We start from the raw sequence: 20,352 nt of genomic DNA, 5'->3' as shown, positions 1-20,352 counted from the left end.
GGCCGTCCGCGCTCCCCCCTCCTTGAGCGGACGGCCGCCCGCCCCGCATCCGCGGGGGCCCGCTGGCCGGCCGGTGAGGCGTTCCACACCGGCCCGGGGGCGGTGCGCCGCGGCGGTCCGATAGCCTGGCGGCCGGGTCTCTCGACACCAAGAGATCTCGGTACATGGGCAGGGGTTCCCACCGCCACCTACGCGGCACGGGGGCTCGGCCCCCAGAAAACAGCGCGCAGGAGATCGCCATGACCCGCACTCCCGTCAATGTCACCGTCACCGGCGCGGCCGGCCAGATCGGTTACGCCCTCCTCTTCCGCATCGCCTCCGGTCACCTGCTCGGCGCGGACGTGCCGGTCAAGCTGCGCCTCCTGGAGATCCCCCAGGGGCTGAAGGCCGCCGAGGGCACCGCCATGGAGCTCGACGACTGCGCCTTCCCGCTGCTGCGCGGCATCGACATCTCCGACGACCCGAACGTGGCCTTCGAGGGCGCGAACGTGGCCCTCCTCGTCGGCGCCCGCCCCCGTACCAAGGGCATGGAGCGCGGCGACCTGCTGGAGGCCAACGGCGGCATCTTCAAGCCGCAGGGCAAGGCCATCAACGACCACGCCGCGGACGACATCAAGGTCCTGGTCGTCGGCAACCCCGCCAACACCAACGCCCTGATCGCCCAGGCCGCCGCCCCGGACGTACCGGCCGAGCGCTTCACCGCGATGACCCGCCTGGACCACAACCGCGCCATCTCGCAGCTGGCGCAGAAGACCGGCGCGCAGGTCTCGGACATCAAGAAGCTGACGATCTGGGGCAACCACTCCGCGACCCAGTACCCGGACATCTTCCACGCCGAGATCGCCGGCAAGAACGCCGCCGAGGCCGTCGGCGACCAGGCGTGGCTGGCCGACACCTTCATCCCGACCGTCGCCAAGCGCGGCGCCGCGATCATCGAGGCCCGGGGCGCGTCCTCGGCCGCCTCCGCGGCCAACGCCGCCATCGACCACGTGCACACCTGGGTCAACGGCACCGCGGCCGGCGACTGGACCTCCATGGGCATCCCCTCGGACGGCTCCTACGGCGTCCCGGAGGGCCTGATCTCCTCCTTCCCGGTCACCACCAAGGACGGCAAGTACGAGATCGTCCAGGGCCTGGAGATCAACGACTTCTCGCGCGAGCGCATCGACGCGTCCGTCCAGGAGCTGTCGGAGGAGCGCGAGGCCGTGCGCGGTCTCGGTCTGCTCTGACCTGCTGAGGGCGGCGCCCTCCGACGCGCCCGCACGACCGGAGCCCGTACGGAACCCTTCGGGGTTCCGTACGGGCTCCGGCGTTCCTGTCCGCCCCCGGTGTCACACCTTGGTGTGATCTTCCGGGCAAGCGCCTGGCACGGCTCACCGGCCTCCTTTATGCTGCGGCGTTCATGACACGCAACCCGCCCGTCCGTACGGGCTGTTGCCACCCGGGGGGAACCAGGTGACGCATCCGCACGCGCCGCAGCAGTCGGGCTCGCAGCCCGGACCGCAGTCGGGCTCGCACTCCGGCTCGCCAACCGGCTCGCACTCCGGCTCACAGAGCGGCCCGCACGCCCCGGACCCCCCGCACGCCCCGGACCCCCGGCCCCCCGGCGCCAGCGAGGCCACCCGGCTGCTGTGCGCCGGCACCTACCTCGACCCCGCCTACCGCGACGCGGTGATCGACGAGCTGTACGTCCACGAAGAGCGCGTCGCGGCCCCGTCACCGGGCTTCGACGCGGCCCGCGTGCTGGCCCACGCGCTGCGCGCCCGCCGCATGGAACTGGCCTGGGCCGCCGCCGTCCTGCTGCTGTGGATCGTGTCCGTCCCGCTCTCCTCCGGCCTGACCCTGCTCTACCTGCTGCCGGTGCTGCTGCTCTCGCTGGCCTCCTTCGCACGGGGCCGCGCCGCGCACCCGCCCTGGTACCGGCGGTTCGTGGGCTGGCTGCTGCGCTGGTACGGGCGGCTCAGCCTGGTACTGGCGGCCGTGGCCCTGCTGACCATGGCCTTCGGGGGCTCCGGCGCATCGGCGAGCGCCTACTCCGGCGGCATCGCCAACCTGCCCGTCGACCCGCTGCTGCTGTTCCAGCCGACCGGCCTCTTCGGGCTGCACCTGTACGCGGCGCAGCACCTCCACGTCTGGGTCGCCCTCGCGCTCCCCTTCGTCCTGGCCTGGGCCGTCGGCGCCCAGCAGAGCCACATCGCCAAGGTTTTGACCACCGAGCTGTCCAGGGACCGGTTCCCGGACGTGGCCGCCGACCCCGCCGAACGGGCCGAGGGCGCGCGCTTCCACCGGCTGCGCCACCGCATCCGTACCGAGCAGCACGGCCCGCTGGTCATGTACCGCGCCGCCGGCCCGTTCTGCGGCGCGGGCACCCCGTACGAGACCTGGTCGCTGTCGGTGGAACTGCGGCCCCGCAAGGACGCGGCGCCGGACCCGGCCGGGGGCGCCGGCGGGCCGGTGCCGCTGGACAACGACACCGTCCTCCAGCGGGTCATCCCGCTGGTGGCGGCGCTCCGCGAGCCCTCGGCGCACGGTTCGCCGCGGGCCGCCGCCGCGGTGCGGGACCGGCTGCGCGAGCTGGAGATCGACGAGTGCGTCTTCCTGCCGGTGGCCGGGCTGCCGTCCCGTGACGCCGCTCCGTACGGCCCCGACGGCTTCGCCGCGCACCGGGCCCGCGCGGTGGAGGAGGGCGGCGAGACCCGGCGGCACTTCCTGCGTGTCCGGGTCGGCGGCTGGGGCGAAGGCATCGTCACCACGGTCTTCGTACGGGTCCACACGCAGGGCGGCATGCTCATGCTGGAGGTTGCCCCGCACGTACTGTGGCCGGTGCGCGCGCTGTACCGCGAGGCCGACCGGATCGCCCACCGCCACCGCGGCAACAACCCGTTCGGCAAGGCGGTGTGGGCCCTCGCGCAGACCCCGCGCTCCGCCGGGCGCGCGGTGACGAGCCTGTGGCGCGGCTTCGTGTCCGCCTGGAGCCTGCTCACCGGCGGGCACGGCGGCGCGCTGTCGGACGGCCCGGCGGCCTCGGTGCGCGAACTGGGCTCCGACGGGGACGCCTCGCTCTTCCAGGAGATGGACGTCACCCGCTACCTGAAGAGCATCCAGGACCGGGTGGCGGGCGGCGTGCGGAGCGCGCTGTACGAAGCGGGCTGGCAGACCTACGAGTTCGAGCAGCGGGTCGTCAACGTCACCAACGGCGGGGTGTTCATCGAGTCGGCGCAGGGCGCCATCGGCATCGGCGACCACAACACGATCACCAGCAGTGGAGGGCTCGGCGGGGCGGCGGGCGCGGGAGCAGGCGGAGCCCCCAGAGCTGCCGGCGGGCCCGCCGGGCCCGGGGACGCGGGCCGGTGAACCGCCGGTACGGGCCCGCCCGGGGCGAGGCACAATCGTGGCCACGGCCGGCGTACACGGCACCACGGCGGACGAACGCAGCGGACGAACGGGGAGGCAGACATGGCAACGGCTGACGAACGCAACCGCGGCATCCACATCGGCGAGGTGCACGGCGCCTTCGCCATCGGCGACCACAACACGGTCACCCACAACGAGAACACCTCGGACCGTCCCGGTACCGACCCCGCGCACGAAGAACTCCTCGCCGCCGTACGCCAGTTGCGCGAAGACCTGGCCAGGGTCGTCGAAACCCCGCAGGTCACCCTGCTGACCGCCGAACTGGCCGACGCGCAGGAAGAGATCGAGACCACCGGCCGCACCGCACCCGGCCGCCTGGACCGGCTGCGCACGGCGCTGGCCGACGCGGGCGCGGTCACCGGCATGCTGGCGTCGGGCGCCGCCGTAGGTCAGGCCGTGGCCGCACTGCTGGGAGGCTGAGCATGGGCGAGCAGGGGGGCGGCACGGGCGGGGTGCGCTGGAACGACGAGGAACAGCGCTGGGACACCGGCGGTCCGGCTCCCGCGCCGTACACGGGCCCGCCGCCGCCCAAGCCCGGATTCGTACCCGGCCCCGCGTCCGCACCGGAAGCGGGCTTCTTCACCGACGACACGGCCGACGCGCCGCACCTCCCCGCCTACCCGCCGCCCCGCCCGCCGGGCCACGACCCGGCGGCGGCGCCCGGCACGGGCCTGTCCGCCACCCGCCCGCGCACCTGGCCGACGCCGCTCGTCGTCGGCGCGGCGGCCGCCGTGGTCGCCGTGGGGTTCGGCGGCGGCTATCTGCTGTGGGGCGGCGACGACACCACCGTACGTACCGATCCCGGGACCGCGGTCTCGTCGACGGGCCCGAACGGGGCGACCGCCCCGCCCGGCGCGCCGACCGGCTCCGCCACGGACGGCCCGGGGGCGGGCAGCTCGTCCGGTTCGTCCGGTCCGTCTTCGGGTGCGGTCCCGCCCGGCTACCGCCTGGCCCGGGACAGCGCCGGCTTCTCCCTGGCCGTACCGGAGAACTGGCAGCGCAGCCAGCGCTCGGACGGCGTCTTCTACACTGCCCCCGACGAGCGGTACCTCCTCCAGATCTTCGAGGTCACCGAGCCCGACATCACCCCCCTCCAAGCCCTCGAAACCACCTCTCAGAGCCTCGCCGACAAGCCGGGATACGTCGAGATGAGCCTGGGCCCAGCCAAGGACGTCGGCGTCAGCTCCGGCACCGTCGAACTCGTCTACGCCTACGACAGCGAGAAACTCGGCGTCCGCGCCCGCGTCACCGACCGCGCCTTCACCGTCCCCGACGGCCGCCAGTTCGCCGTCCTGGTCCTGGGCCCGGACGCGGACTGGCCGGCCCAGAGCCGTATCCAGCAGACGGCGCTGAAGTTCTTCGATCCTCGCGCTTCCTGACCTTGGACCGCCCAGCCTGTTGTGGCCCTGCTCAGCAATGTAGTATTTCTTATACATGAGTGAGCAGGTGCACAACAGGCTGGCGATGGTGCGCGCCGAGCGCAAGGTGTCCCGGCAGGCGCTGGCCGACGCGGTCGGTGCCCACTACCAGACCATCGGCTACATCGAGCGCGGGCAGTACAACCCGAGCCTGGACCTCGCCCTGCGGATGGCCGAGTTCTTCGAACTGCCGGTGGAGGCGCTGTTCTCACTCCGGCCGTTCCGCCCGCTCACGGACGAGGTTTACGGGAGGAAGCAGTGATGACCACCGGTACCACCCCCACGCCGCGCCGGGCACGTACGCGCTACGACGAGCGCATGTACGCCATCATGAATCGCCGTGAAGCCTCGGCGATGTACGCGACGACCGGGCGGCGGCGCGCGGCTGTCGCCGTTCATGTGCTGCTCACCGGGGTGATCCTGGCCGCCGAATTCACCGGGTTCGCGACCGCCACTCCCTGGATCGTCCTCACGGTGCCGGTTCTCGTCCTTCCCTGGTGCCTGGCCACCGGCGTGCTCAACGCGGCCCTCCGCGGCCTCCTCGACCTGCGGACCCACGTCCTGGACGAACGCCAACTGGCCGAGCGCGACCGGGTGCGCGCCAAGGCCAACCGCCTGACCACGTACGTACTGGGGTGCGGCGTGGCGGGTGGCATCGTGGTCGGCGAACTCGGCGGGCTGACGGTCGGCGGGGCGGTTCTCCCCGTGCTGATCTCGGCGTTCGTCGTGCACTGGCTGATGCCGCTGTGGGTGGCCGGCATGACGGCTCAGGACGAACCGGCCGACGAGACGGACGAGTAGCCCGGCACCGCGCGGATCAGGCAGACCAGCGCCGCCGTCGTGGCGAGGGTGCGGACAAGGTTCCACCGGGCCCACCTGTCCTCGAAGTGGGCGCGCAGCGCGGAGAGCCCGCCCGGTGCGTGCGCGGAGTCGAGGGCGTTGTTCAAGGGGATGTTGACGGCGAACGTGATGACGAGCATCGCCGCGTAGAGGACGAGCGCGGCCGCCAGCCAGGGGAGGAAAGGGCGGGCGCCGGCGTGCAGGTGGAGGGTGACGGCGGCGGCTATGAGGAGGGGCGCGCCGGCGAAGGCGAGGCCGAACCAGCCGTTCAGGATGGCGGAGTTGATCCGCTGCATCACGGTGACGAACGTCGCGTCATCGGCCTGTCGCAGGCCCGGCATCACGGCCACGGAGAACGCGAAGAAGAGGCCCGCGATCAGGCCCGTGGTCACGGTGGCGGCGAACAGTGTGGCGGTACGGATCGTGTCGTACATGGGCGGGCGGTCCTCTGGTCACGGTGTCCGGCGGCTCCGGCGCTCTCCCGCCCAGTCAACGGCCGCGCGCCCGGCCCGGGCCATGGCCGGACGGCTCGCTCGCATGTCCGTCCGTCCAGCCGTCCCGCTACGCTCACGCCATGGACGCCCTGACCGGCCTGCTGGACGGGCCGCGCGCCCGCGGCGCCTTCCTCATGCGCTCGGTTCTCGCCCCGCCCTGGTCGCTGCGCATCCAGGACGAGGCGCCGCTGACCCTGATGTCGGTGGTGCGGGGCGACGCGTGGGTGGTCCCCGACGGAGGCCCGGAGGCCGCGGGCGGTACGGGCCCGGTCCGGCTGCTGCCCGGCGATGTGGCGGTCCTGCGCGGCCCGGATCCGTACACCGTCGCCGACGACCCCGCCACGCCGCCGCGCGTCGTCGTCCACCCCGGCCAGGTGTCGGCCACTCCCCGGGGCGAGGCGCTGTGCGAGGCGATGGACCTCGGCGTACGGACCTGGGGTGACCGCCCCGACGGACCGGTGGTCCTGCTCAGCGGTACGTACCAGATGCGCGGCGAGGTCAACCAGCGACTGCTGCGCGCGCTGCCGCCGCTGGTACGGCTGCCCGCCGACGCCTGGAACTCCCCACTCGTGCCGCTCCTGGAAGCGGAGATCGGCAGGGACGCGCCGGGCCAGGAAGCCGTCCTCGACCGGCTGCTGGACCTGCTGCTGACGGCCGCCCTGCGAGCGTGGTTCGCCAGGCCGGAGGCGGCGGCGCCGGGCGGCGGGCACGATCCGTACGGCGACCCCGTGGTGAGCCGTGCGCTGCGGCTGCTGCATGACGACCCGGCGCGGCCATGGACCGTCGCGGACCTGGCGGCGGCGAGCGGCGTCTCCCGCGCGGCCCTGGGCCGCCGCTTCACCGAGCTGGTGGGCGAGCCCCCGATGACGTACCTGACCGGCTTGCGCCTGACCCTCGCCGCCGACCTCCTGCGCGAACCGGACGCCACACTCGGCGCGGTCGCCCGCAAGGTCGGTTACGGCAGCCCGTTCGCCTTGAGCGCCGCGTTCAAGCGGGTGCGGGGGGTCAGTCCTCGGGATCATCGGCTGGGTGGCCCGCACGGGGTCTGACACAGCAGCCCGCCGCGTCAGACCGTCGTATGCGGCACCCCGCCGCTGTGCGGGCGGCCGTTCGGGCCAGTCGTACTTGTGTACGAGTTGACTCTGCGAAGGGTCGTACAGGGACACCCGGCCCAGGCCGAACGGCGCACCGGGCATTCCGGACAGTGGCCCGTAAAGACCGACCGGTGACCCGGATCAGCCCCCGCAAACCTGCATTCCGGGGGCCGGAAGAGTGAGTCGGGTCACTTTCCTCGAACGTTTCGGCATAGGTAAAGGGGTTCCGGGGAGGGGTCCTCGTTGCTGGTGTGAACCAGTGGCAACAAACCGGAAGTCGAAAGGCAGAACAGACGTGTCGGCAAGCGAGACGATTCACGTAGACGGGGTGTGGCGCTCCGCCGTATCCGGCGCCACTCGGGAGATTCTGGACCCCGCCGATGCGAAGACGCTCGAAGTCGTCGCCGAGGGTGGCGCCGAGGACGCCGACGCGGCGGTCGAGGCGGCGCGCCGCGCCTTCGACAACGGCGCGGGCGAGTGGCCCCGTACCCTCGTCGCGGAGCGGGCCGGGCTGCTGCGGCGGGTCGCGGACCTGCTCCAGCGGGACCGTGAGGAGATCGCCCTCATCGAGAGCCGGGACACCGGCAAGACCCTCGAAGAGGGCCGGGTCGACGTGGACGACGTCACCAACGCGTTCCGTTACTTTGCGGACCTGGTGATCAACGAGAGCGGCGGGCGTGTGGTGGACGCCGGGAGCCCGGACGTGCACAGTGTCGTCGTGCACGAGCCGGTCGGTGTCTGCGCGATGATCACGCCCTGGAACTACCCGCTGCTCCAGGCGAGTTGGAAGATCGCCCCGGCGCTCGCCGCGGGCAACACGTTTGTGATCAAGCCGAGTGAGGTCACGCCGCTCACGACGGTGTACCTGATCAAGCTGCTGGTCGAGGCGGGGCTGCCGGCCGGGGTCGCCAACATCGTCACCGGCGCGGGCCTGCCGGTCGGCCAGCGGCTGGCCGAGCACCCGGACGTGGATCTGTTCTCCTTCACGGGCGGGCTGGCCAGCGGCACGAAGGCGGGGTCGGCGGCGGTCGCGGGCGCGAAGAAGATCGCGCTGGAGCTGGGCGGCAAGAACCCGAACGTCGTCTTCGCCGACTCCTGCGCCACCGACGAAGGTTTCGACACCGCCGTCGACCAGGCGCTGAACGCCGCGTTCGCGCACAGCGGCCAGGTCTGCTCGGCCGGTGCCCGCCTGATCATCGAGGAGTCGGTGCGGGACCGTTTCGTCGCCGAACTGGCCCGCCGCGCCGAGAAGATCAAGCTGGGCCGCGGCACCGAAGAGGGCGTCGAGTGCGGTCCGCTCGTCTCGCAGCAGCAACTGGAGAAGGTCGAGGCGTACGTGGCCTCCGCCCTTCAGGAGGGCGCCCAGCTGCGGTGCGGCGGACGCCGCCCCGAGGCCAGTGACGTCCGTCCGGCCACCGGCTACTTCTACAGCCCGACCGTCCTGGACGGCTGCCACCGCGGCATGAAGGTGATCCGCGAGGAGACCTTCGGCCCGATCCTGACCGTGGAGACGTTCACGACCGAGGACGAGGCCGTCGCGCTGGCCAACGACACCGAGTACGGTCTGGCCGGCGCCGTCTGGTCGGCCGACACCGCCCGCGCGCGCCGGGTCGCCGCCCGCCTGCGGCACGGCACCATCTGGATCAACGACTTCCACCCGTACCTCCCGCAGGCCGAGTGGGGCGGCTTCGGCAAGTCCGGCATCGGCCGGGAACTGGGCCCCGCCGGTCTGGACGAGTACCGCGAGAGCAAGCACGTTTACGAGAACCTCCGGCCGGAACCGGTCCGCTGGTTCGCGGGCTGAGGCCCCGTCTGTTCACCGCACCACGCACGCACGAACTTTGCAGAAGGAGCACCACCTCATGCCCGTGTACGACTATGTGATCGTCGGCGGTGGCACCGCCGGATCGGTGATCGCCTCCCGGCTCACCGAGGACCCCGACATCAGCGTCGCCGTCATCGAAGGCGGCCCGTCCGACATCGACCGCGAGGACGTGCTGACGCTGCGCAAGTGGCTGGGCCTGCTCGGCGGCGAGCTGGACTACGAATACACCACCACCGAACAGCCCCGCGGCAACTCGCACATCCTGCACAGCCGCGCCAAGGTGCTGGGCGGCTGCTCGTCGCACAACACCCTGATCTCCTTCAAGCCGCTGCCGTCCGACTGGGACGAGTGGGAGGCGGCGGGCGCCACCGGCTGGGGCGCCAAGGACATGGACCCCTACTTCGGCAAGCTGCGCAACAACATCGTGCGGGTGGCGAAGAAGGACCAGAACCAGATCGCCACCGACTGGATCGAGGCCACCAAGAGCGCGCTGGGCGTGCCCGAGGTCGTCGGCTTCAACGACCAGCCGTTCGAGGAGGGCGTCGGGTTCTTCGACCTGTCGTACCACCCGGAGAACAACAAGCGGTCCTCCGCCTCGGTCGCCTACCTGCACCCGCACATGGAGGCCGGTGACCGCCCCAACCTCACACTGATGCTGGAGACCTGGGCGACCAAGCTGGAGCTGGACGGCACCACCGCCAAGGGCGTCCACGTCCGTACCAAGGACGGCGAGGAGGTCTACGTCGAGGCCGCGCGCGAGGTGCTGGTGTGCGCCGGCGCGGTGGACACCCCGCGCCTGCTGATGCACTCGGGCATCGGGCCGAAGAAGGACCTGGAGGCGCTGGGCATCGACTGCGAGGTCGATCTGCCGGGCGTCGGCGAGAACCTGATCGACCACCCGGAGTCGGTGATCGTCTGGGAGACCAACGGGCCGCTGCCGGACAACTCCGCGATGGACTCCGACGCGGGCCTGTTCGTGAAGCGGGACCCGGACCACAAGGGCCCGGACCTGATGTTCCACTTCTACCAGATCCCGTTCACCGACAACCCGGAGCGGCTGGGCTACGAGCGCCCGGAGCACGGTGTGTCGATGACGCCGAACATCCCCAAGTCCCGCTCGCGCGGCCGCCTCTACCTGACGTCCAAGGACCCCGAGGTCAAGCCGGCGCTGGACTTCAAGTACTTCATGGACGAGGACGACTACGACGGCAGGACCCTCGTGGACGGCATCAAGCTGGCCCGTGAGGTCGCCGAGGCCGAGCCGTTCAAGAAGTGGCTCAAGCGCGAGGTCTTCCCCGGCCCCGAGGTGACCGACGACGCGGAGATCAGCGAGCTGGTCCGCAAGGCCGCGCACACCGTCTACCACCCCGCGGGCACCTGCAAGATGGGCGCCAAGGACGACACGACGGCGGTCGTCGACCCCGAGCTGAAGATCCGCGGGCTGTCCAACATCCGGATCGCCGACGCGTCGGTCTTCCCGACGATGCCCGCCGTCAACCCGATGATCGGCGTGCTGATGGTGGGGGAGAAGGCAGCTGAGCTGCTGGTTGATTCCCCGACCCAGGGAGGTGGTGCGTGATGGCCGCCGCCGCCCCCGAAGCCGGTATACCCCAGCCCCGCGAGGCCGCCGACAACCTGACGGCCAAGGACGTCCGGGACTCCCCGGACCCCCGGGACGTCGTGTTCTCCGTCCGTAACCTGTGGAAGGTCTTCGGCCCCAAGGCCGAGCGCATCCCGGAGGACGACGAGCTGACCGGTCTGTCCGCGCAGGAACTCCGCGAGCGGACCGGCTGCACGGCCGCCGTCCGCGACGTCAGCTTCGACGTCCACAAGGGCGAGGTCTTCGTCGTCATGGGCCTGTCGGGCTCCGGCAAGTCCACCCTGGTGCGCTGTCTGACCCGGCTCATCGAGCCGACCAGCGGCGGCCTGGACATGGACGGCGAGGACGTCCGCGCCATGGACAAGACCAAGCTGCGCGAACTGCGCCGCCGCCGCGCCGCGATGGTCTTCCAGCACTTCGGCCTGCTGCCGCACCGCTCGGTCATCGACAACGTCGCGTACGGCCTGGAGATCCAGGGCGTGCCGCGGGCCGAACGCCGCGAGCGCGCCGCCGAGATGGTGGAGAAGGTCGGTCTCGCGGGGCTGGAGAACCGCCGCCCCGGGCAGCTGTCCGGCGGCCAGCAGCAGCGCGTCGGGCTCGCCCGCGCGCTCGCCGTGGACCCCGAAGTCCTGCTGTTCGACGAGCCGTTCAGCGCGCTCGACCCGCTGATCCGGCGGGACATGCAGGAAGAGGTCGTCCGGCTGCACGAGGACGAGGGCCGCACGATGGTCTTCATCACGCACGACCTCGCCGAGGCGCTGCGCATCGGCGACCGGATCGCCCTGATGCGCGACGGGAAAATCGTTCAACTCGGTACGCCCGAGGAGATCGTGGGCTCCCCGGCCGACGAGTACGTGCGCGACTTCGTCCAGGACGTACCGCGCGAGCAGGTGCTGACCGTACGGCGCGCCATGCGCCCGGCCGAGGGCGGCGAGACGGAGACCGGAGCGGCGCTCGCGCCGGACACCCTGGTCGCCGACGCCATCGAGGCCGTCGCCCGCTCCGGCGGCGCGGCGCGCGTGATGGACGGCAAGCGCTGCCTGGGCATCGTGGACAGCACCTGCCTGCTGAACATCGTCGCCCGCATAGACGCCGGCGAGGTGGCTGCCTGATGTCCGCGCATTCCAGTACCGCCGACGCCGCCGCGATAGCGGCCGGCTGGCCACCGACCCGGCGGCCCGTACGGGTCGCTCCCGCCCAGGTGCGGACGCTCCAGCCGCCGACCCGGGACCGGGCCCGGCACGTCCCTGAAGTCCACTCCCTGGCGGACCGGTTCCGCACCGCCGTACAGCGCCGCTGGCACGAGGCCCAGCGCGCCGCGGCGATGCAGATGCCGGCCGGCACGGTGAAGCGGGGGCGCGCATGACGGCCGCCACCCCCACCGCAAGCTCCGCCACCGTGCCCGACCAGCCGGGCGCCCTCCAGACCGCCCTCCAGAGCCGCGGTCTCCGCAAGATCCTCGTGCTCGCCGTCGCCGCGGCGGTCCTCGTACCGCTCGCCCACGCCAAGTGGTCCAGCGGCACCTGGCCGAGCGACCTGACCGTCGACCTGACCGGCCCGCTCGGCCGCACGAGCGACTGGATCATCGACAACCGCGACAGCCACCCGCTGTTCGTGTACTTCCTCGGCCACCTCAGCAACGCCGTCGTCATCTCCGTACGCGCCGTCTACCAGCTCCTGCTGCTGCTCGGCTGGACCGGCGTCACCGCGGGCGTCACCCTCGTCGCCTGGCGCGTCGCGGGCGTCCGCATCGCCGCGACCGCGCTGATCTCCTTCGCCGTCAGCGGCGCCCTGGACATGTGGCTGCCGACCATGCAGACCCTCGCCCTGATGATCGTGGCGGTCATCGCCTCGGTCGCCGTGGGCGCGCTGCTGGGCCTGGCGGGCGGCCTCTCGGAGCGGCTGTTCAAGATCCTGCGGCCGGTGCTGGACACCATGCAGGTGCTGCCGGCCTTCGCGTATCTGCTGCCCGTCGTGCTGATCTTCGGCATCGGTGTGCCCGCCGCACTGCTGGCCACCGTCGTCTACGCGGCCCCGCCGATGGCCCGGCTGACCGCGCTCGGCCTGCGCGGCGCCGACCCGGGCGTCCTGGAGGCCGTCGCCTCGCTCGGCGCGACCGGCCGGCAGCGGCTGCTGACCGCCCGCCTGCCGCTGGCCCGCAAGGAACTGCTGCTCGGCCTCAACCAGACGATCATGATGGCGCTGTCCATGGCCGTCATCGCCTCCATGATCGGCGCGGCCGGTCTCGGTGACCGCGTCTACCAGGCCCTCGCCTCGGTGGACGTCGGCGCCGCGCTCGCCGCCGCCGTACCGATCGTGCTGCTGGCCATCGTCATGGACCGCACGACCGCCGCCGCCGGCGAGCGGATGGGCGCCGACCCGGCCGCCCGCGGCCCGGAGCTGCTGCGCGGCTGGCGCGCCTGGGCCGGTATCGCCGTCCTCACCGCGCTGGTCACCGCCGCGGGCCGGCTGGCGGGCTCGACCGTCTGGCCGTCCGGCTGGACGGTGGCCATCGCCCGCCCGGTCAACGACTTCAAGGAGTGGATGGTCGACCACCTCTACTCCGGAGTCCCCGTCGTCGGCGGCACCGCCGACTGGGCCGCGCACTTCACCTCCTGGGTCCTGGACCCGCTGCGCGACGGCCTGACCGCGCTGCCCTGGTGGGGCGCGCTGCTCATCGTCGCCGCGCTGGCCTGGGTGATCGGCACCTGGCGCACCGCGCTGACCGCGACGCTCGCGATGGCCGCCATCGGCGTCCTCGGCGTCTGGAAGCCGTCCATGAACACCCTCTCCCAGGTCCTCGCCGCCCTCGCGGTGACCCTGGTGCTGGGCTTCGCCGTCGGCATCCTCGCCGCGGGCAGCAAGCGCCTGGAGGCGATCCTGCGGCCGGTGCTGGACGTCATGCAGACCATGCCGCAGTTCGTGTACCTGATCCCGGTGGTCGCGCTGTTCGCCGTGGGCCGCGCCCCGGCCGCTGCCGCCGCCGTCGTGTACGCGCTGCCCGCGGTCATCCGCATCACCACCCAGGGCCTGCGGCAGGTCGACCCGGCCGCCATGGAGTCCGCCCGCTCGCTCGGCGCCACCCGCTGGCAGACCCTGCGGCAGGTACAGCTCCCGCTGGCCCGGCCCGCGCTGCTGCTGGCCGTCAACCAGGGCGTCGTCCTCGTCCTCGCCGTCGTCATCATCGGCGGCCTGGTGGGCGGTGGCGCGCTCGGCTACGACGTCGTCACCGGCCTGGCGACCGGCGACCTGGCCCTCGGCCTGGTCGCGGGCGTGGCCATCGTCTGCCTCGGCCTGATGCTCGACCGGGTCACGCAGCCGACGCAGCGCCGTACGACGGGGAAGGGAGCGTAACCATGGCCCGTACCCGTATACGCGTACTGGGAGCCGCCGGGCTGGCGGGGGCGACGCTGTTCGCCCTCTCCGGCTGCGGCAAGGCCGACATGACCAAGCAGGGCTCGCCCTTCCAGGCGCCGGGCGGCTCGAAGTCCGTGACGCTGTCCACGCAGACCTGGGTCGGCGCGCAGGCCAACGTCGCGGTCGCCAAGTACCTGCTCGAACACGAGCTGGACTACCACGTCGACACGGTCCAGGTGGACGAGATCCCCGCCTGGGACGCGCTCAGCCAGGGCCGGGTGGACGCCATCCTGGAGGACTGGGGCCACCCGGACCAGGAGCAGCGGTACATCAAGGACAAGAAGACGATCACGGCGGGCGGCGGCAACGGCGTCACCGGCCACATCGGGTGGTGGGTCCCCAAGTACTGGGCCGACCAGCACCCGGACGTGACCGACTGGAAGAACCTGAACAAGTACGCCGACCAGCTGCGCACCTCCGAGAGCGGCAGCAAGGGCCAGCTGATGGACGGCTCGCCGTCCTACGTCACCAACGACAAGGCGCTGGTGAAGAACCTCAAGCTGGACTTCGAGGTCGTCTTCGCGGGTTCCGAGGCGGCGCAGATCACCCAGATCCAGCAGTTCGCCAAGCAGAAGAAGCCGTTCCTCACGTACTGGTACGAGCCGCAGTGGCTGTTCAACCAGGTGCCGATGGTGGAGGTCAAACTCCCCGAGTACACCGACGCCTGCGCGGAAAAGGGCGCGAAGGACCCGTCGAGCATCGACTGCGCCTATCCGACGACACCGCTCCAGAAGTTCTTCAACACGGAATTCGCCCAGGGCGGCTCCGAGGCCGCGGCCTTCCTGAAGAACTTCAAGTGGACGAAGGAAAACCAGAACGAGGTCTCCGAGATGATCGCCTCCGACGGCCTGTCCGCCGACGAGGCGGGCAAGCGGTGGGTGGACCAGCACCCGGACATCTGGAAGAAGTGGCTGCCCGAGAAGTAGCCACGGGGAGCCTGCCGGGGCCGGGCGGGTCTGTCTTCGGACAGACCCGCCCGGCCCTTCCTCCTTCTCAGGGTCCAGCGATTCCGCCCGCGTCGTACGGATAATCGAGACCATGCCCTTCACGTCGCCGACGCCCCGGCCGTACGAGGCCGCCCCGCCGCGACGGCGCAAGCGGCGCCGCCTGACCGTCCTGCTGGAGGCCGGCACGGCGTTCGTCTACCTGGCCGCCCTGGGCGCCGGGGGAGCCGGCGAGATGGGCTTCTTCGGGCTGCTGCCGTTCGAAGGGGAACTGGCCCTGTGCGCCGGGGCGGCGGCGCTGCTGCCCTTCCGCAGGCGCATCCCCGTCACCTGCCTGCTGGTCCTCGCCGCGGTGGCGGGCGTCCTGCCGATCGGCGGGATGCTCACCGCCCTCGTCGCCTTCGACGCGATCCGCCGCGTCGACGGCCCCCGCCGCCGTACCGTCGTCCTGTTCACCGCCACCATGATCCCGGTGCTCACCGCCATCGTCGGCACGGTCTGCACCGGGTACGGGAGCTGGCGCTACGGCTTCGCCCTGGGCCTGGTCGTCGGCGGCGTCGGCATCCTCGTCCCCGGCCTGGTCGGCAGCTCACGCGGCCAGCAGGACCGCCTGGTCGTCGCCCTGCGGGAACGTGCCGCCGCCGCGGAGGAGGCCCGGCGGCTGATCGACAGCGCGTCCCGCGTCGAGGAGCGCTCCCGGATAGCGGCCGAGATGCACGACCTGGTCGGCCACCGCCTCAGCCTGATCTCGCTGCACAGCGGCGGCCTGGAGATGGCCCTCGCCACCAAGGCGCCCGAGCTGAAGGACGAGGCCGCACAGGTCCGCGCCGCCACCCGGGACGCCATGAACGAACTGCGCGCGGTCCTCGGCGTCCTCGGCCCTCTCGGCCGCGACACCGGCACCGAGGCCCTCACCGACGCCACCGGCACCCGCGCGGACATCGACGCGCTGGCCGAGGAGTCCCGCGCCGCGGGCATCGCCGTCACCGTCCGCTGGCAGGGCTCCGACCTCGACGCCCTGGAACCGCGGGTACGGCGCGCGGTGCACCGCGTCGTCCGCGAGTCGCTGACCAACGTCCACCGCTACGCGACCGGCGCGACCGTCGAACTGACCGTGGAGCACACCGACGACCACGTACGGGTCACCGTCCGCAACGGCGCGCCCCCGGCACCCCCCGAGGCCACCACCGGCCTCGGCACCGGCCGCGGACTGACCGGTCTGCGCGAACGGGTCGGTCTGCTCGGCGGCGAACTGCGCACCGGACCGACCGGCGTCGGCGGCTTCCTGGTCGAGGCGACGGTCCCCGCGCACCCCGCCTCGCCCTCGGCGTCCGCCACACACCCGGAAACCTTCCCCTCCTCCCTCGCCGCCGAGGAGCACCACCAGTCCGGCGCCCTGCCCGGCATCCTGCGCCACCTGCCCGGCCTGGCGACCGGCGTCCTCGGACTCGTGGGGGTGGGGGCGATGCTGGTGTTCGGGCTGGGCCTGGTGCAGAGCTCCCGGCCGGTCAAGGAACCGCTCTCCCCGGACAGCATCCACGTCGGCATGGGCCGGCAGGACGTCGAGTCCGCCTACATCTACGACAACGACCTCGCCCGCGCCGCCGCCGCGGGCCACGAGCCGCGCCGGCCCGGCGGCACCGACTGCATCTTCCCGTACACCGGCGAGGAGGCCCTGGGCGGACGCCTGGAACTGACGCGGTACTGCTTCCGTGGCGATGTGCTGACCGACATCGACAGGTTCTGGGTGCCGTCCGTTCGCTGATCTTCCGGTCCCTGACCCGCTGATCTTCCGGTCCGACTGCCGTGGCCGGGCTGTGCGGGCTACCGTTCGGCCAGGCACAGGCAGGCGGCCGCCGGCCGCCGCTCTCGCCCGCCGGGCCGCCGAGGGGAGCGACATGGCCGTGGAAGTCTGGCACGCGTACGTGATCCGGTACCTGGAGCCGGTGCTGGAGGTGTGCCGGGACGTGCACCGGCGCGAACGGAGCGCCGGTACCTGGATGGACCCGGTGCCGGGGGCGCTGGAGTGGACCCTGCCCTGGGGCATGGACGACGGCAACGGCCTGGTGCGGCTGACCGTCTTCAGCGAGTACGTCCCCGAGCGCGGCAAGACGTGGGCCCGGGTGGTCGTCGCCGCGGACACGGCGGCCTTCATGGGACCGGGCACCGGCGGCGTCACCCTGCCCCGGTTCAGGAACTGGGGCGGCGGGCGGGCCGCCCAGAGCGATCAGCCCTCCCCGGGTCCCGTGCCGCGACCGGACACGCGACTGACCCGAGGCATGGCCGAAGCCCTGCTGGCCGGAGTAGGCGGAGTTCCCGGTTCACTGCGCGAGGAGCCGGGCGGGGAATTCAGCTTCGGAGTGTCCATGGACCCTGAGTGAGCGAGCGCACCGACCGCCGAAGGCCCGGCCCCGCGCGGGTGCCCCGCTAGCCTGGGCGCATGAGCGATCTCCCCGGCGCGCGTGCCGCACAGCCCGTACGAGTCCTCCTCGCCGACGACGAGGAGATGATCCGGCACGGTGTCCGTCTCATCCTCAAGCACGCCGAGGACATCGACGTCGTCGCGGAGGCCGCCAACGGCGCCGAGGCGGTCGAACTGGCCGCCCGCACCCCGGTCGACGTCGCGCTCGTCGACATCCGGATGCCCGTCCTCGACGGCCTCGCCGCCATCGAGCAACTGGTACGGCTCGACCCCAAGCCGCAGGTCGTCATGCTCACCACCTTCGGCGACGAGGAGAACGTCACCCGCGCCCTCCGGGCCGGAGCCAGCGGCTTCCTGCTCAAGGACGAGGGCCCGCAGGAACTGATCAGCGCCGTACGGGCCGCGGCGGCCGGCGACGCGGTGCTCTCGCCCGGCGTGACCGGCCATGTCGTCAAGCGGATGCTCCAGGGCGGCGGCCGGACCGGCGCCCCCGACGGCGCGGGCGGCACCGACCAGCGGCTCGCCGCGCTGACCGACCGGGAACGGGAGGTACTGGCGATGCTCGGCCAGGGCCTGTCGAATCTGGACATCGGCAGCCGCCTGGAGATCGGGCTGGGCACCGTCAAGACACACGTAGGGCGCATCCTCGACAAGACCGGCACGCAGAGCCGTGTACAGGCGGCGCTGCTGGCACATCAGGCGGGCCTGGCGGGCTGAGACGGCGTCCGAACCCCAGGTCAGGGTCCGTAAAAAACTTGCGGTGCAGCGCAACCTCTCGTCGCCGCCCCCGCGTGGAGCCCAGGCATAGTAGAAGCCCCCCCCCGGCCGGGGGCATGTCGACGACATGACACCTCACCGGACGTACAACCAGAGGGAACACGCTCCATGCCTGTCATACGCCGTACCGCAGCGGCCGCCGCAGCAGCGGTCGCACTGTTCGCCACCGCGACCGCCTGCGGCCCGCAGGACGACAAGACCGCGGCCGCACCCGGGAGTTCGGCGGCCGCGGATCACCAGGGCGGCGGCGAGGCAGGTGCGGACGCGGGCGGTTCCGACTTGCCGAGCGGGCTGCCCACCAGCCTCGACGACGTCAAGAAGTGGCAGAAGGGGGGCTGGAAGGACTGGGACCAGTGGGCCCGCAAGGCGTCCGAGTTCGCCAACCCCGTCATCAAGGACCTGTGGAACCCGTCCCGGATGGCCGAGGCCAGGAACACGCCCGACGTCACCACCCAGAACGCCGGTGACGCCGGCGCCAGCGACCCGGAACCGCGCCCGGTCCAGGCCCGGCAGGTGGCCCGGCCGTACCACCAGCACATGGCGCCCATAGGCAAGATCATGTTCGACAGCCCGCAGGGCCCGATGGTCTGCTCCGGCACGGTCGTGGAGGACCCGGCACACCCCGGCAGGTCGAACCTGGTGTGGACCGCGGGGCACTGCGTGCACACCGGCAAGAGCGGCGGCTGGATGCGCAACATCGTCTTCGTGCCGTCCTACAACGACGAGGGCCTGCCCATGAGCCAGGTCGGCCGGGCCCCGGCGCAGGAGGTCGCGCCGTACGGGGTGTGGTGGGCGAACTGGGTCACCACGTCCGGTGAGTGGATCGACATGGGCAGCACCGAGTCCGGCAACGCGGGCTCCGCGTACGACTTCGCCGTCCTGCACGTCAAGCCGGAAGGGGGCGGCGGCAAGTCGCTCCAGGAAACCGTCGGCGCCGCGCTGCCGGTATGGTTCGGCGCGCCCTCGGCGGACCGCATCAGCGGCCTCCAGGCGTTCGGCTACCCGGCCGCGCCCCCGTACGACGGCGCCCGCATGATGAACTGCCCCGCCCGCCCCGGCCGTCTCACGATCGCCCAGGGCACCCCGGCGATGTACCGCATCGGCTGCACGATGACCGGCGGCACGTCGGGCGGCGGCTGGTTCACGAACTACGGCGGCCGCACCTACCTGGTCTCCAACAGCTCCATCGGCTCCCTGAACCACACGTGGCTGGCCGGGCCGCACTTGGGCGCGGAGGCGAAGCGGGTCTTCGACGGGATCAGCCGGAAGTTCGCGTAAGGCTCAGCGGGCAACGACCAACAGGGTGCCCGGCCGCTCCCCGTCCGGTGCCGGCAGGACGCGCGCGTCCACATGGGCGAAACCGGCCCGCTTGAGGTGGCCGGCCCAGGTCTCGGGCGGGTACTGCCAGCGCGTGACGGTCAGCTCCCGCTCGCGGCCTTCCAGCCACTTGCCCCGCATGGCCTGCGGGCCGTACGCGCCCGGTGCCGGCTCGGCCTGGGAGAACGCGAACACGCCACCGGGAGCCAGCCGGGCGGCGACCAGCGGGAGGAGCCGGCCGGGGTCGGTGAACCAGACCGCTCCCCACACCGAGTAGATCGCGTCGTACGTCTCCGTGGTCCCGGCGAGGTAGGAGCACGCCTCACTGCGTACGAAGTCCAGGCCCGGCAGGCCCTGCCACCAGGCGCGGGCACGGGCAGTCTGGACGGCGGAGAGATCCACGCCGGTCACCCGCACGCCGCGTCCGGCCAGACAGGCGGCTTCCCGGCCTTCGGCCGGCCCGAGGTCCAGAGCCCGGCCCGGCGAGCCCAGCAGCTCGGCGCCGGGGCCGTGCCCGGCATACTGCGTCCACTCGAACCGGCCGACGTCAGGCCGCGGCTGAGCCCCACCGCCCCGGTACGGCTTGTACGCGTCCCAGTATTCGGCCGGAGTCTGTGGCGCACGTGACATACGGCTCCTCGGGAGAACGACGGGACCAGGCACCGTACCGGTCCGTCCTGCTCCTGGGGGCGGTTCACCTCGGAGTCACCCGAGCAGCCGTCGGGCGGGGACCCGCCGGGGGTGACCGCCCACCGGGTGGGGGGGCGCGCACGTGGCATAAGACCCCCCC

19 protein-coding genes are annotated in these 20,352 nt (G+C 72.3%); 17 read left to right on the top strand and 2 right to left on the bottom strand.

Annotated features, from left to right (window positions below; all coding sequences use genetic code 11):
• Positions 1-239: 239 nt before the first annotated feature.
• The 6 genes from JXZ78_RS19210 (at position 240) to JXZ78_RS19185 (ending at position 5,633) form a co-directional block, all read left to right on the top strand.
• Positions 240-1,229 carry a malate dehydrogenase gene (locus tag JXZ78_RS19210; protein ID WP_030024558.1) on the top strand — a complete coding sequence of 330 codons (990 nt, stop codon included), beginning with the start codon at positions 240-242 and terminating at the stop codon, positions 1,227-1,229.
• A gap of 226 nt (positions 1,230-1,455) precedes the next feature.
• A complete protein-coding gene (locus JXZ78_RS19205) occupies positions 1,456-3,354 on the top strand; it encodes an AbeC-like domain-containing protein (protein WP_238783225.1) in 1,899 nt (632 codons plus the stop codon).
• 102 nt (positions 3,355-3,456) lie between these two features.
• Positions 3,457-3,834, top strand: a complete 378-nt coding sequence (locus tag JXZ78_RS19200) for a hypothetical protein (RefSeq protein WP_030024048.1) — start codon at positions 3,457-3,459, stop codon at positions 3,832-3,834.
• A 2-nt stretch (positions 3,835-3,836) separates the two neighbouring features.
• On the top strand, positions 3,837-4,793 hold the full coding sequence (locus JXZ78_RS19195; RefSeq protein WP_030024049.1) for a serine/threonine kinase C-terminal domain-containing protein: 957 nt from the start codon (positions 3,837-3,839) through the stop codon (positions 4,791-4,793).
• Positions 4,794-4,848: 55 nt separating this feature from the next.
• Positions 4,849-5,094, top strand: coding sequence for a helix-turn-helix transcriptional regulator (locus JXZ78_RS19190; protein WP_003983188.1), 246 nt, complete (start codon positions 4,849-4,851; stop codon positions 5,092-5,094).
• Positions 5,094-5,633 carry a hypothetical protein gene (locus JXZ78_RS19185; RefSeq protein ID WP_030024052.1) on the top strand — a complete coding sequence of 180 codons (540 nt, stop codon included), beginning with the start codon at positions 5,094-5,096 and terminating at the stop codon, positions 5,631-5,633. The genes JXZ78_RS19190 and JXZ78_RS19185 overlap by 1 nt, the downstream gene beginning before the upstream one ends.
• On the opposite strand, the gene JXZ78_RS19180 is transcribed toward JXZ78_RS19185, so the two are convergent.
• Positions 5,600-6,106 carry an anthrone oxygenase family protein gene (locus JXZ78_RS19180; RefSeq protein ID WP_030024054.1) on the bottom strand — a complete coding sequence of 169 codons (507 nt, stop codon included), beginning with the start codon at positions 6,104-6,106 and terminating at the stop codon, positions 5,600-5,602. The genes JXZ78_RS19185 and JXZ78_RS19180 overlap by 34 nt on opposite strands.
• Positions 6,107-6,246: 140 nt before the next feature.
• Between JXZ78_RS19180 and JXZ78_RS19175 the strand changes: the two genes are divergently transcribed.
• The 11 genes from JXZ78_RS19175 (at position 6,247) to JXZ78_RS19125 (ending at position 19,523) form a co-directional block, all read left to right on the top strand.
• The gene (locus JXZ78_RS19175) at positions 6,247-7,215 is read left to right on the top strand and encodes an AraC family transcriptional regulator (RefSeq protein WP_030024056.1); all 969 of its coding nucleotides are present in this window, start codon (positions 6,247-6,249) and stop codon (positions 7,213-7,215) included.
• 340 nt (positions 7,216-7,555) lie between these two features.
• A complete protein-coding gene (locus JXZ78_RS19170; RefSeq protein ID WP_030024057.1) occupies positions 7,556-9,064 on the top strand; it encodes an aldehyde dehydrogenase family protein in 1,509 nt (502 codons plus the stop codon).
• A 58-nt stretch (positions 9,065-9,122) separates the two neighbouring features.
• Positions 9,123-10,664 (top strand): GMC family oxidoreductase, encoded by a 1,542-nt coding sequence (locus JXZ78_RS19165; protein WP_030024058.1) that lies wholly within the window; start codon positions 9,123-9,125, stop codon positions 10,662-10,664.
• A complete protein-coding gene (locus JXZ78_RS19160) occupies positions 10,664-11,797 on the top strand; it encodes a quaternary amine ABC transporter ATP-binding protein (protein WP_030024060.1) in 1,134 nt (377 codons plus the stop codon). Before JXZ78_RS19165 ends, JXZ78_RS19160 begins: the two co-directional genes overlap by 1 nt.
• Positions 11,797-12,051: a hypothetical protein gene (locus JXZ78_RS19155; RefSeq protein WP_030024061.1), complete on the top strand. Its 255-nt coding sequence runs from the start codon at positions 11,797-11,799 to the stop codon at positions 12,049-12,051. Before JXZ78_RS19160 ends, JXZ78_RS19155 begins: the two co-directional genes overlap by 1 nt.
• A complete protein-coding gene (locus JXZ78_RS19150) occupies positions 12,048-14,039 on the top strand; it encodes an ABC transporter permease (RefSeq protein WP_030024062.1) in 1,992 nt (663 codons plus the stop codon). Before JXZ78_RS19155 ends, JXZ78_RS19150 begins: the two co-directional genes overlap by 4 nt.
• A gap of 2 nt (positions 14,040-14,041) precedes the next feature.
• Complete coding sequence (locus JXZ78_RS19145; protein WP_030024063.1) at positions 14,042-15,028, top strand: ABC transporter substrate-binding protein; 987 nt, start codon at positions 14,042-14,044, stop codon at positions 15,026-15,028.
• Between the two features lie 112 nt (positions 15,029-15,140).
• Positions 15,141-16,811 carry a sensor histidine kinase gene (locus tag JXZ78_RS19140; RefSeq protein WP_030024064.1) on the top strand — a complete coding sequence of 557 codons (1,671 nt, stop codon included), beginning with the start codon at positions 15,141-15,143 and terminating at the stop codon, positions 16,809-16,811.
• A gap of 133 nt (positions 16,812-16,944) precedes the next feature.
• Positions 16,945-17,427 (top strand): hypothetical protein, encoded by a 483-nt coding sequence (locus JXZ78_RS19135; RefSeq protein WP_030024065.1) that lies wholly within the window; start codon positions 16,945-16,947, stop codon positions 17,425-17,427.
• Positions 17,428-17,486: 59 nt separating this feature from the next.
• Complete coding sequence (locus JXZ78_RS19130) at positions 17,487-18,185, top strand: response regulator (RefSeq protein ID WP_030024067.1); 699 nt, start codon at positions 17,487-17,489, stop codon at positions 18,183-18,185.
• 168 nt (positions 18,186-18,353) lie between these two features.
• Positions 18,354-19,523: a trypsin-like serine peptidase gene (locus JXZ78_RS19125; RefSeq protein ID WP_030024069.1), complete on the top strand. Its 1,170-nt coding sequence runs from the start codon at positions 18,354-18,356 to the stop codon at positions 19,521-19,523.
• Between the two features lie 3 nt (positions 19,524-19,526).
• On the opposite strand, the gene JXZ78_RS19120 is transcribed toward JXZ78_RS19125, so the two are convergent.
• A complete protein-coding gene (locus JXZ78_RS19120; protein WP_030024071.1) occupies positions 19,527-20,192 on the bottom strand; it encodes a class I SAM-dependent methyltransferase in 666 nt (221 codons plus the stop codon).
• Positions 20,193-20,352 lie beyond the last annotated feature (160 nt).

This window comes from Streptomyces monomycini (assembly GCF_022271435.1).
GTDB classification, from domain to species: domain Bacteria; phylum Actinomycetota; class Actinomycetes; order Streptomycetales; family Streptomycetaceae; genus Streptomyces; species Streptomyces monomycini.
Note: the sequence above shows the minus strand (reverse complement) of the source record. Positions and strands in the feature narration are given on the sequence as shown.

What these genes read in the sequence shown, in the direction of transcription:
- JXZ78_RS19210 (WP_030024558.1), top strand. Translation starts at nt 240, where the DNA reads ATGACCCGCACTCCCGTCAATGTCACCGTCACCGGCGCGGCCGGCCAG.
- JXZ78_RS19200 (WP_030024048.1), top strand. Translation starts at nt 3,457, where the DNA reads ATGGCAACGGCTGACGAACGCAACCGCGGCATCCACATCGGCGAGGTG.
- JXZ78_RS19195 (WP_030024049.1), top strand. Translation starts at nt 3,837, where the DNA reads ATGGGCGAGCAGGGGGGCGGCACGGGCGGGGTGCGCTGGAACGACGAG.
- JXZ78_RS19190 (WP_003983188.1), top strand. Translation starts at nt 4,849, where the DNA reads ATGAGTGAGCAGGTGCACAACAGGCTGGCGATGGTGCGCGCCGAGCGC.
- JXZ78_RS19185 (WP_030024052.1), top strand. Translation starts at nt 5,094, where the DNA reads ATGACCACCGGTACCACCCCCACGCCGCGCCGGGCACGTACGCGCTAC.
- JXZ78_RS19180 (WP_030024054.1), bottom strand. Translation starts at nt 6,106, where the DNA reads ATGTACGACACGATCCGTACCGCCACACTGTTCGCCGCCACCGTGACC.
- JXZ78_RS19175 (WP_030024056.1), top strand. Translation starts at nt 6,247, where the DNA reads ATGGACGCCCTGACCGGCCTGCTGGACGGGCCGCGCGCCCGCGGCGCC.
- JXZ78_RS19165 (WP_030024058.1), top strand. Translation starts at nt 9,123, where the DNA reads ATGCCCGTGTACGACTATGTGATCGTCGGCGGTGGCACCGCCGGATCG.
- JXZ78_RS19160 (WP_030024060.1), top strand. Translation starts at nt 10,664, where the DNA reads ATGGCCGCCGCCGCCCCCGAAGCCGGTATACCCCAGCCCCGCGAGGCC.
- JXZ78_RS19155 (WP_030024061.1), top strand. Translation starts at nt 11,797, where the DNA reads ATGTCCGCGCATTCCAGTACCGCCGACGCCGCCGCGATAGCGGCCGGC.
- JXZ78_RS19150 (WP_030024062.1), top strand. Translation starts at nt 12,048, where the DNA reads ATGACGGCCGCCACCCCCACCGCAAGCTCCGCCACCGTGCCCGACCAG.
- JXZ78_RS19145 (WP_030024063.1), top strand. Translation starts at nt 14,042, where the DNA reads ATGGCCCGTACCCGTATACGCGTACTGGGAGCCGCCGGGCTGGCGGGG.
- JXZ78_RS19140 (WP_030024064.1), top strand. Translation starts at nt 15,141, where the DNA reads ATGCCCTTCACGTCGCCGACGCCCCGGCCGTACGAGGCCGCCCCGCCG.
- JXZ78_RS19135 (WP_030024065.1), top strand. Translation starts at nt 16,945, where the DNA reads ATGGCCGTGGAAGTCTGGCACGCGTACGTGATCCGGTACCTGGAGCCG.
- JXZ78_RS19130 (WP_030024067.1), top strand. Translation starts at nt 17,487, where the DNA reads ATGAGCGATCTCCCCGGCGCGCGTGCCGCACAGCCCGTACGAGTCCTC.
- JXZ78_RS19125 (WP_030024069.1), top strand. Translation starts at nt 18,354, where the DNA reads ATGCCTGTCATACGCCGTACCGCAGCGGCCGCCGCAGCAGCGGTCGCA.
- JXZ78_RS19120 (WP_030024071.1), bottom strand. Translation starts at nt 20,192, where the DNA reads ATGTCACGTGCGCCACAGACTCCGGCCGAATACTGGGACGCGTACAAG.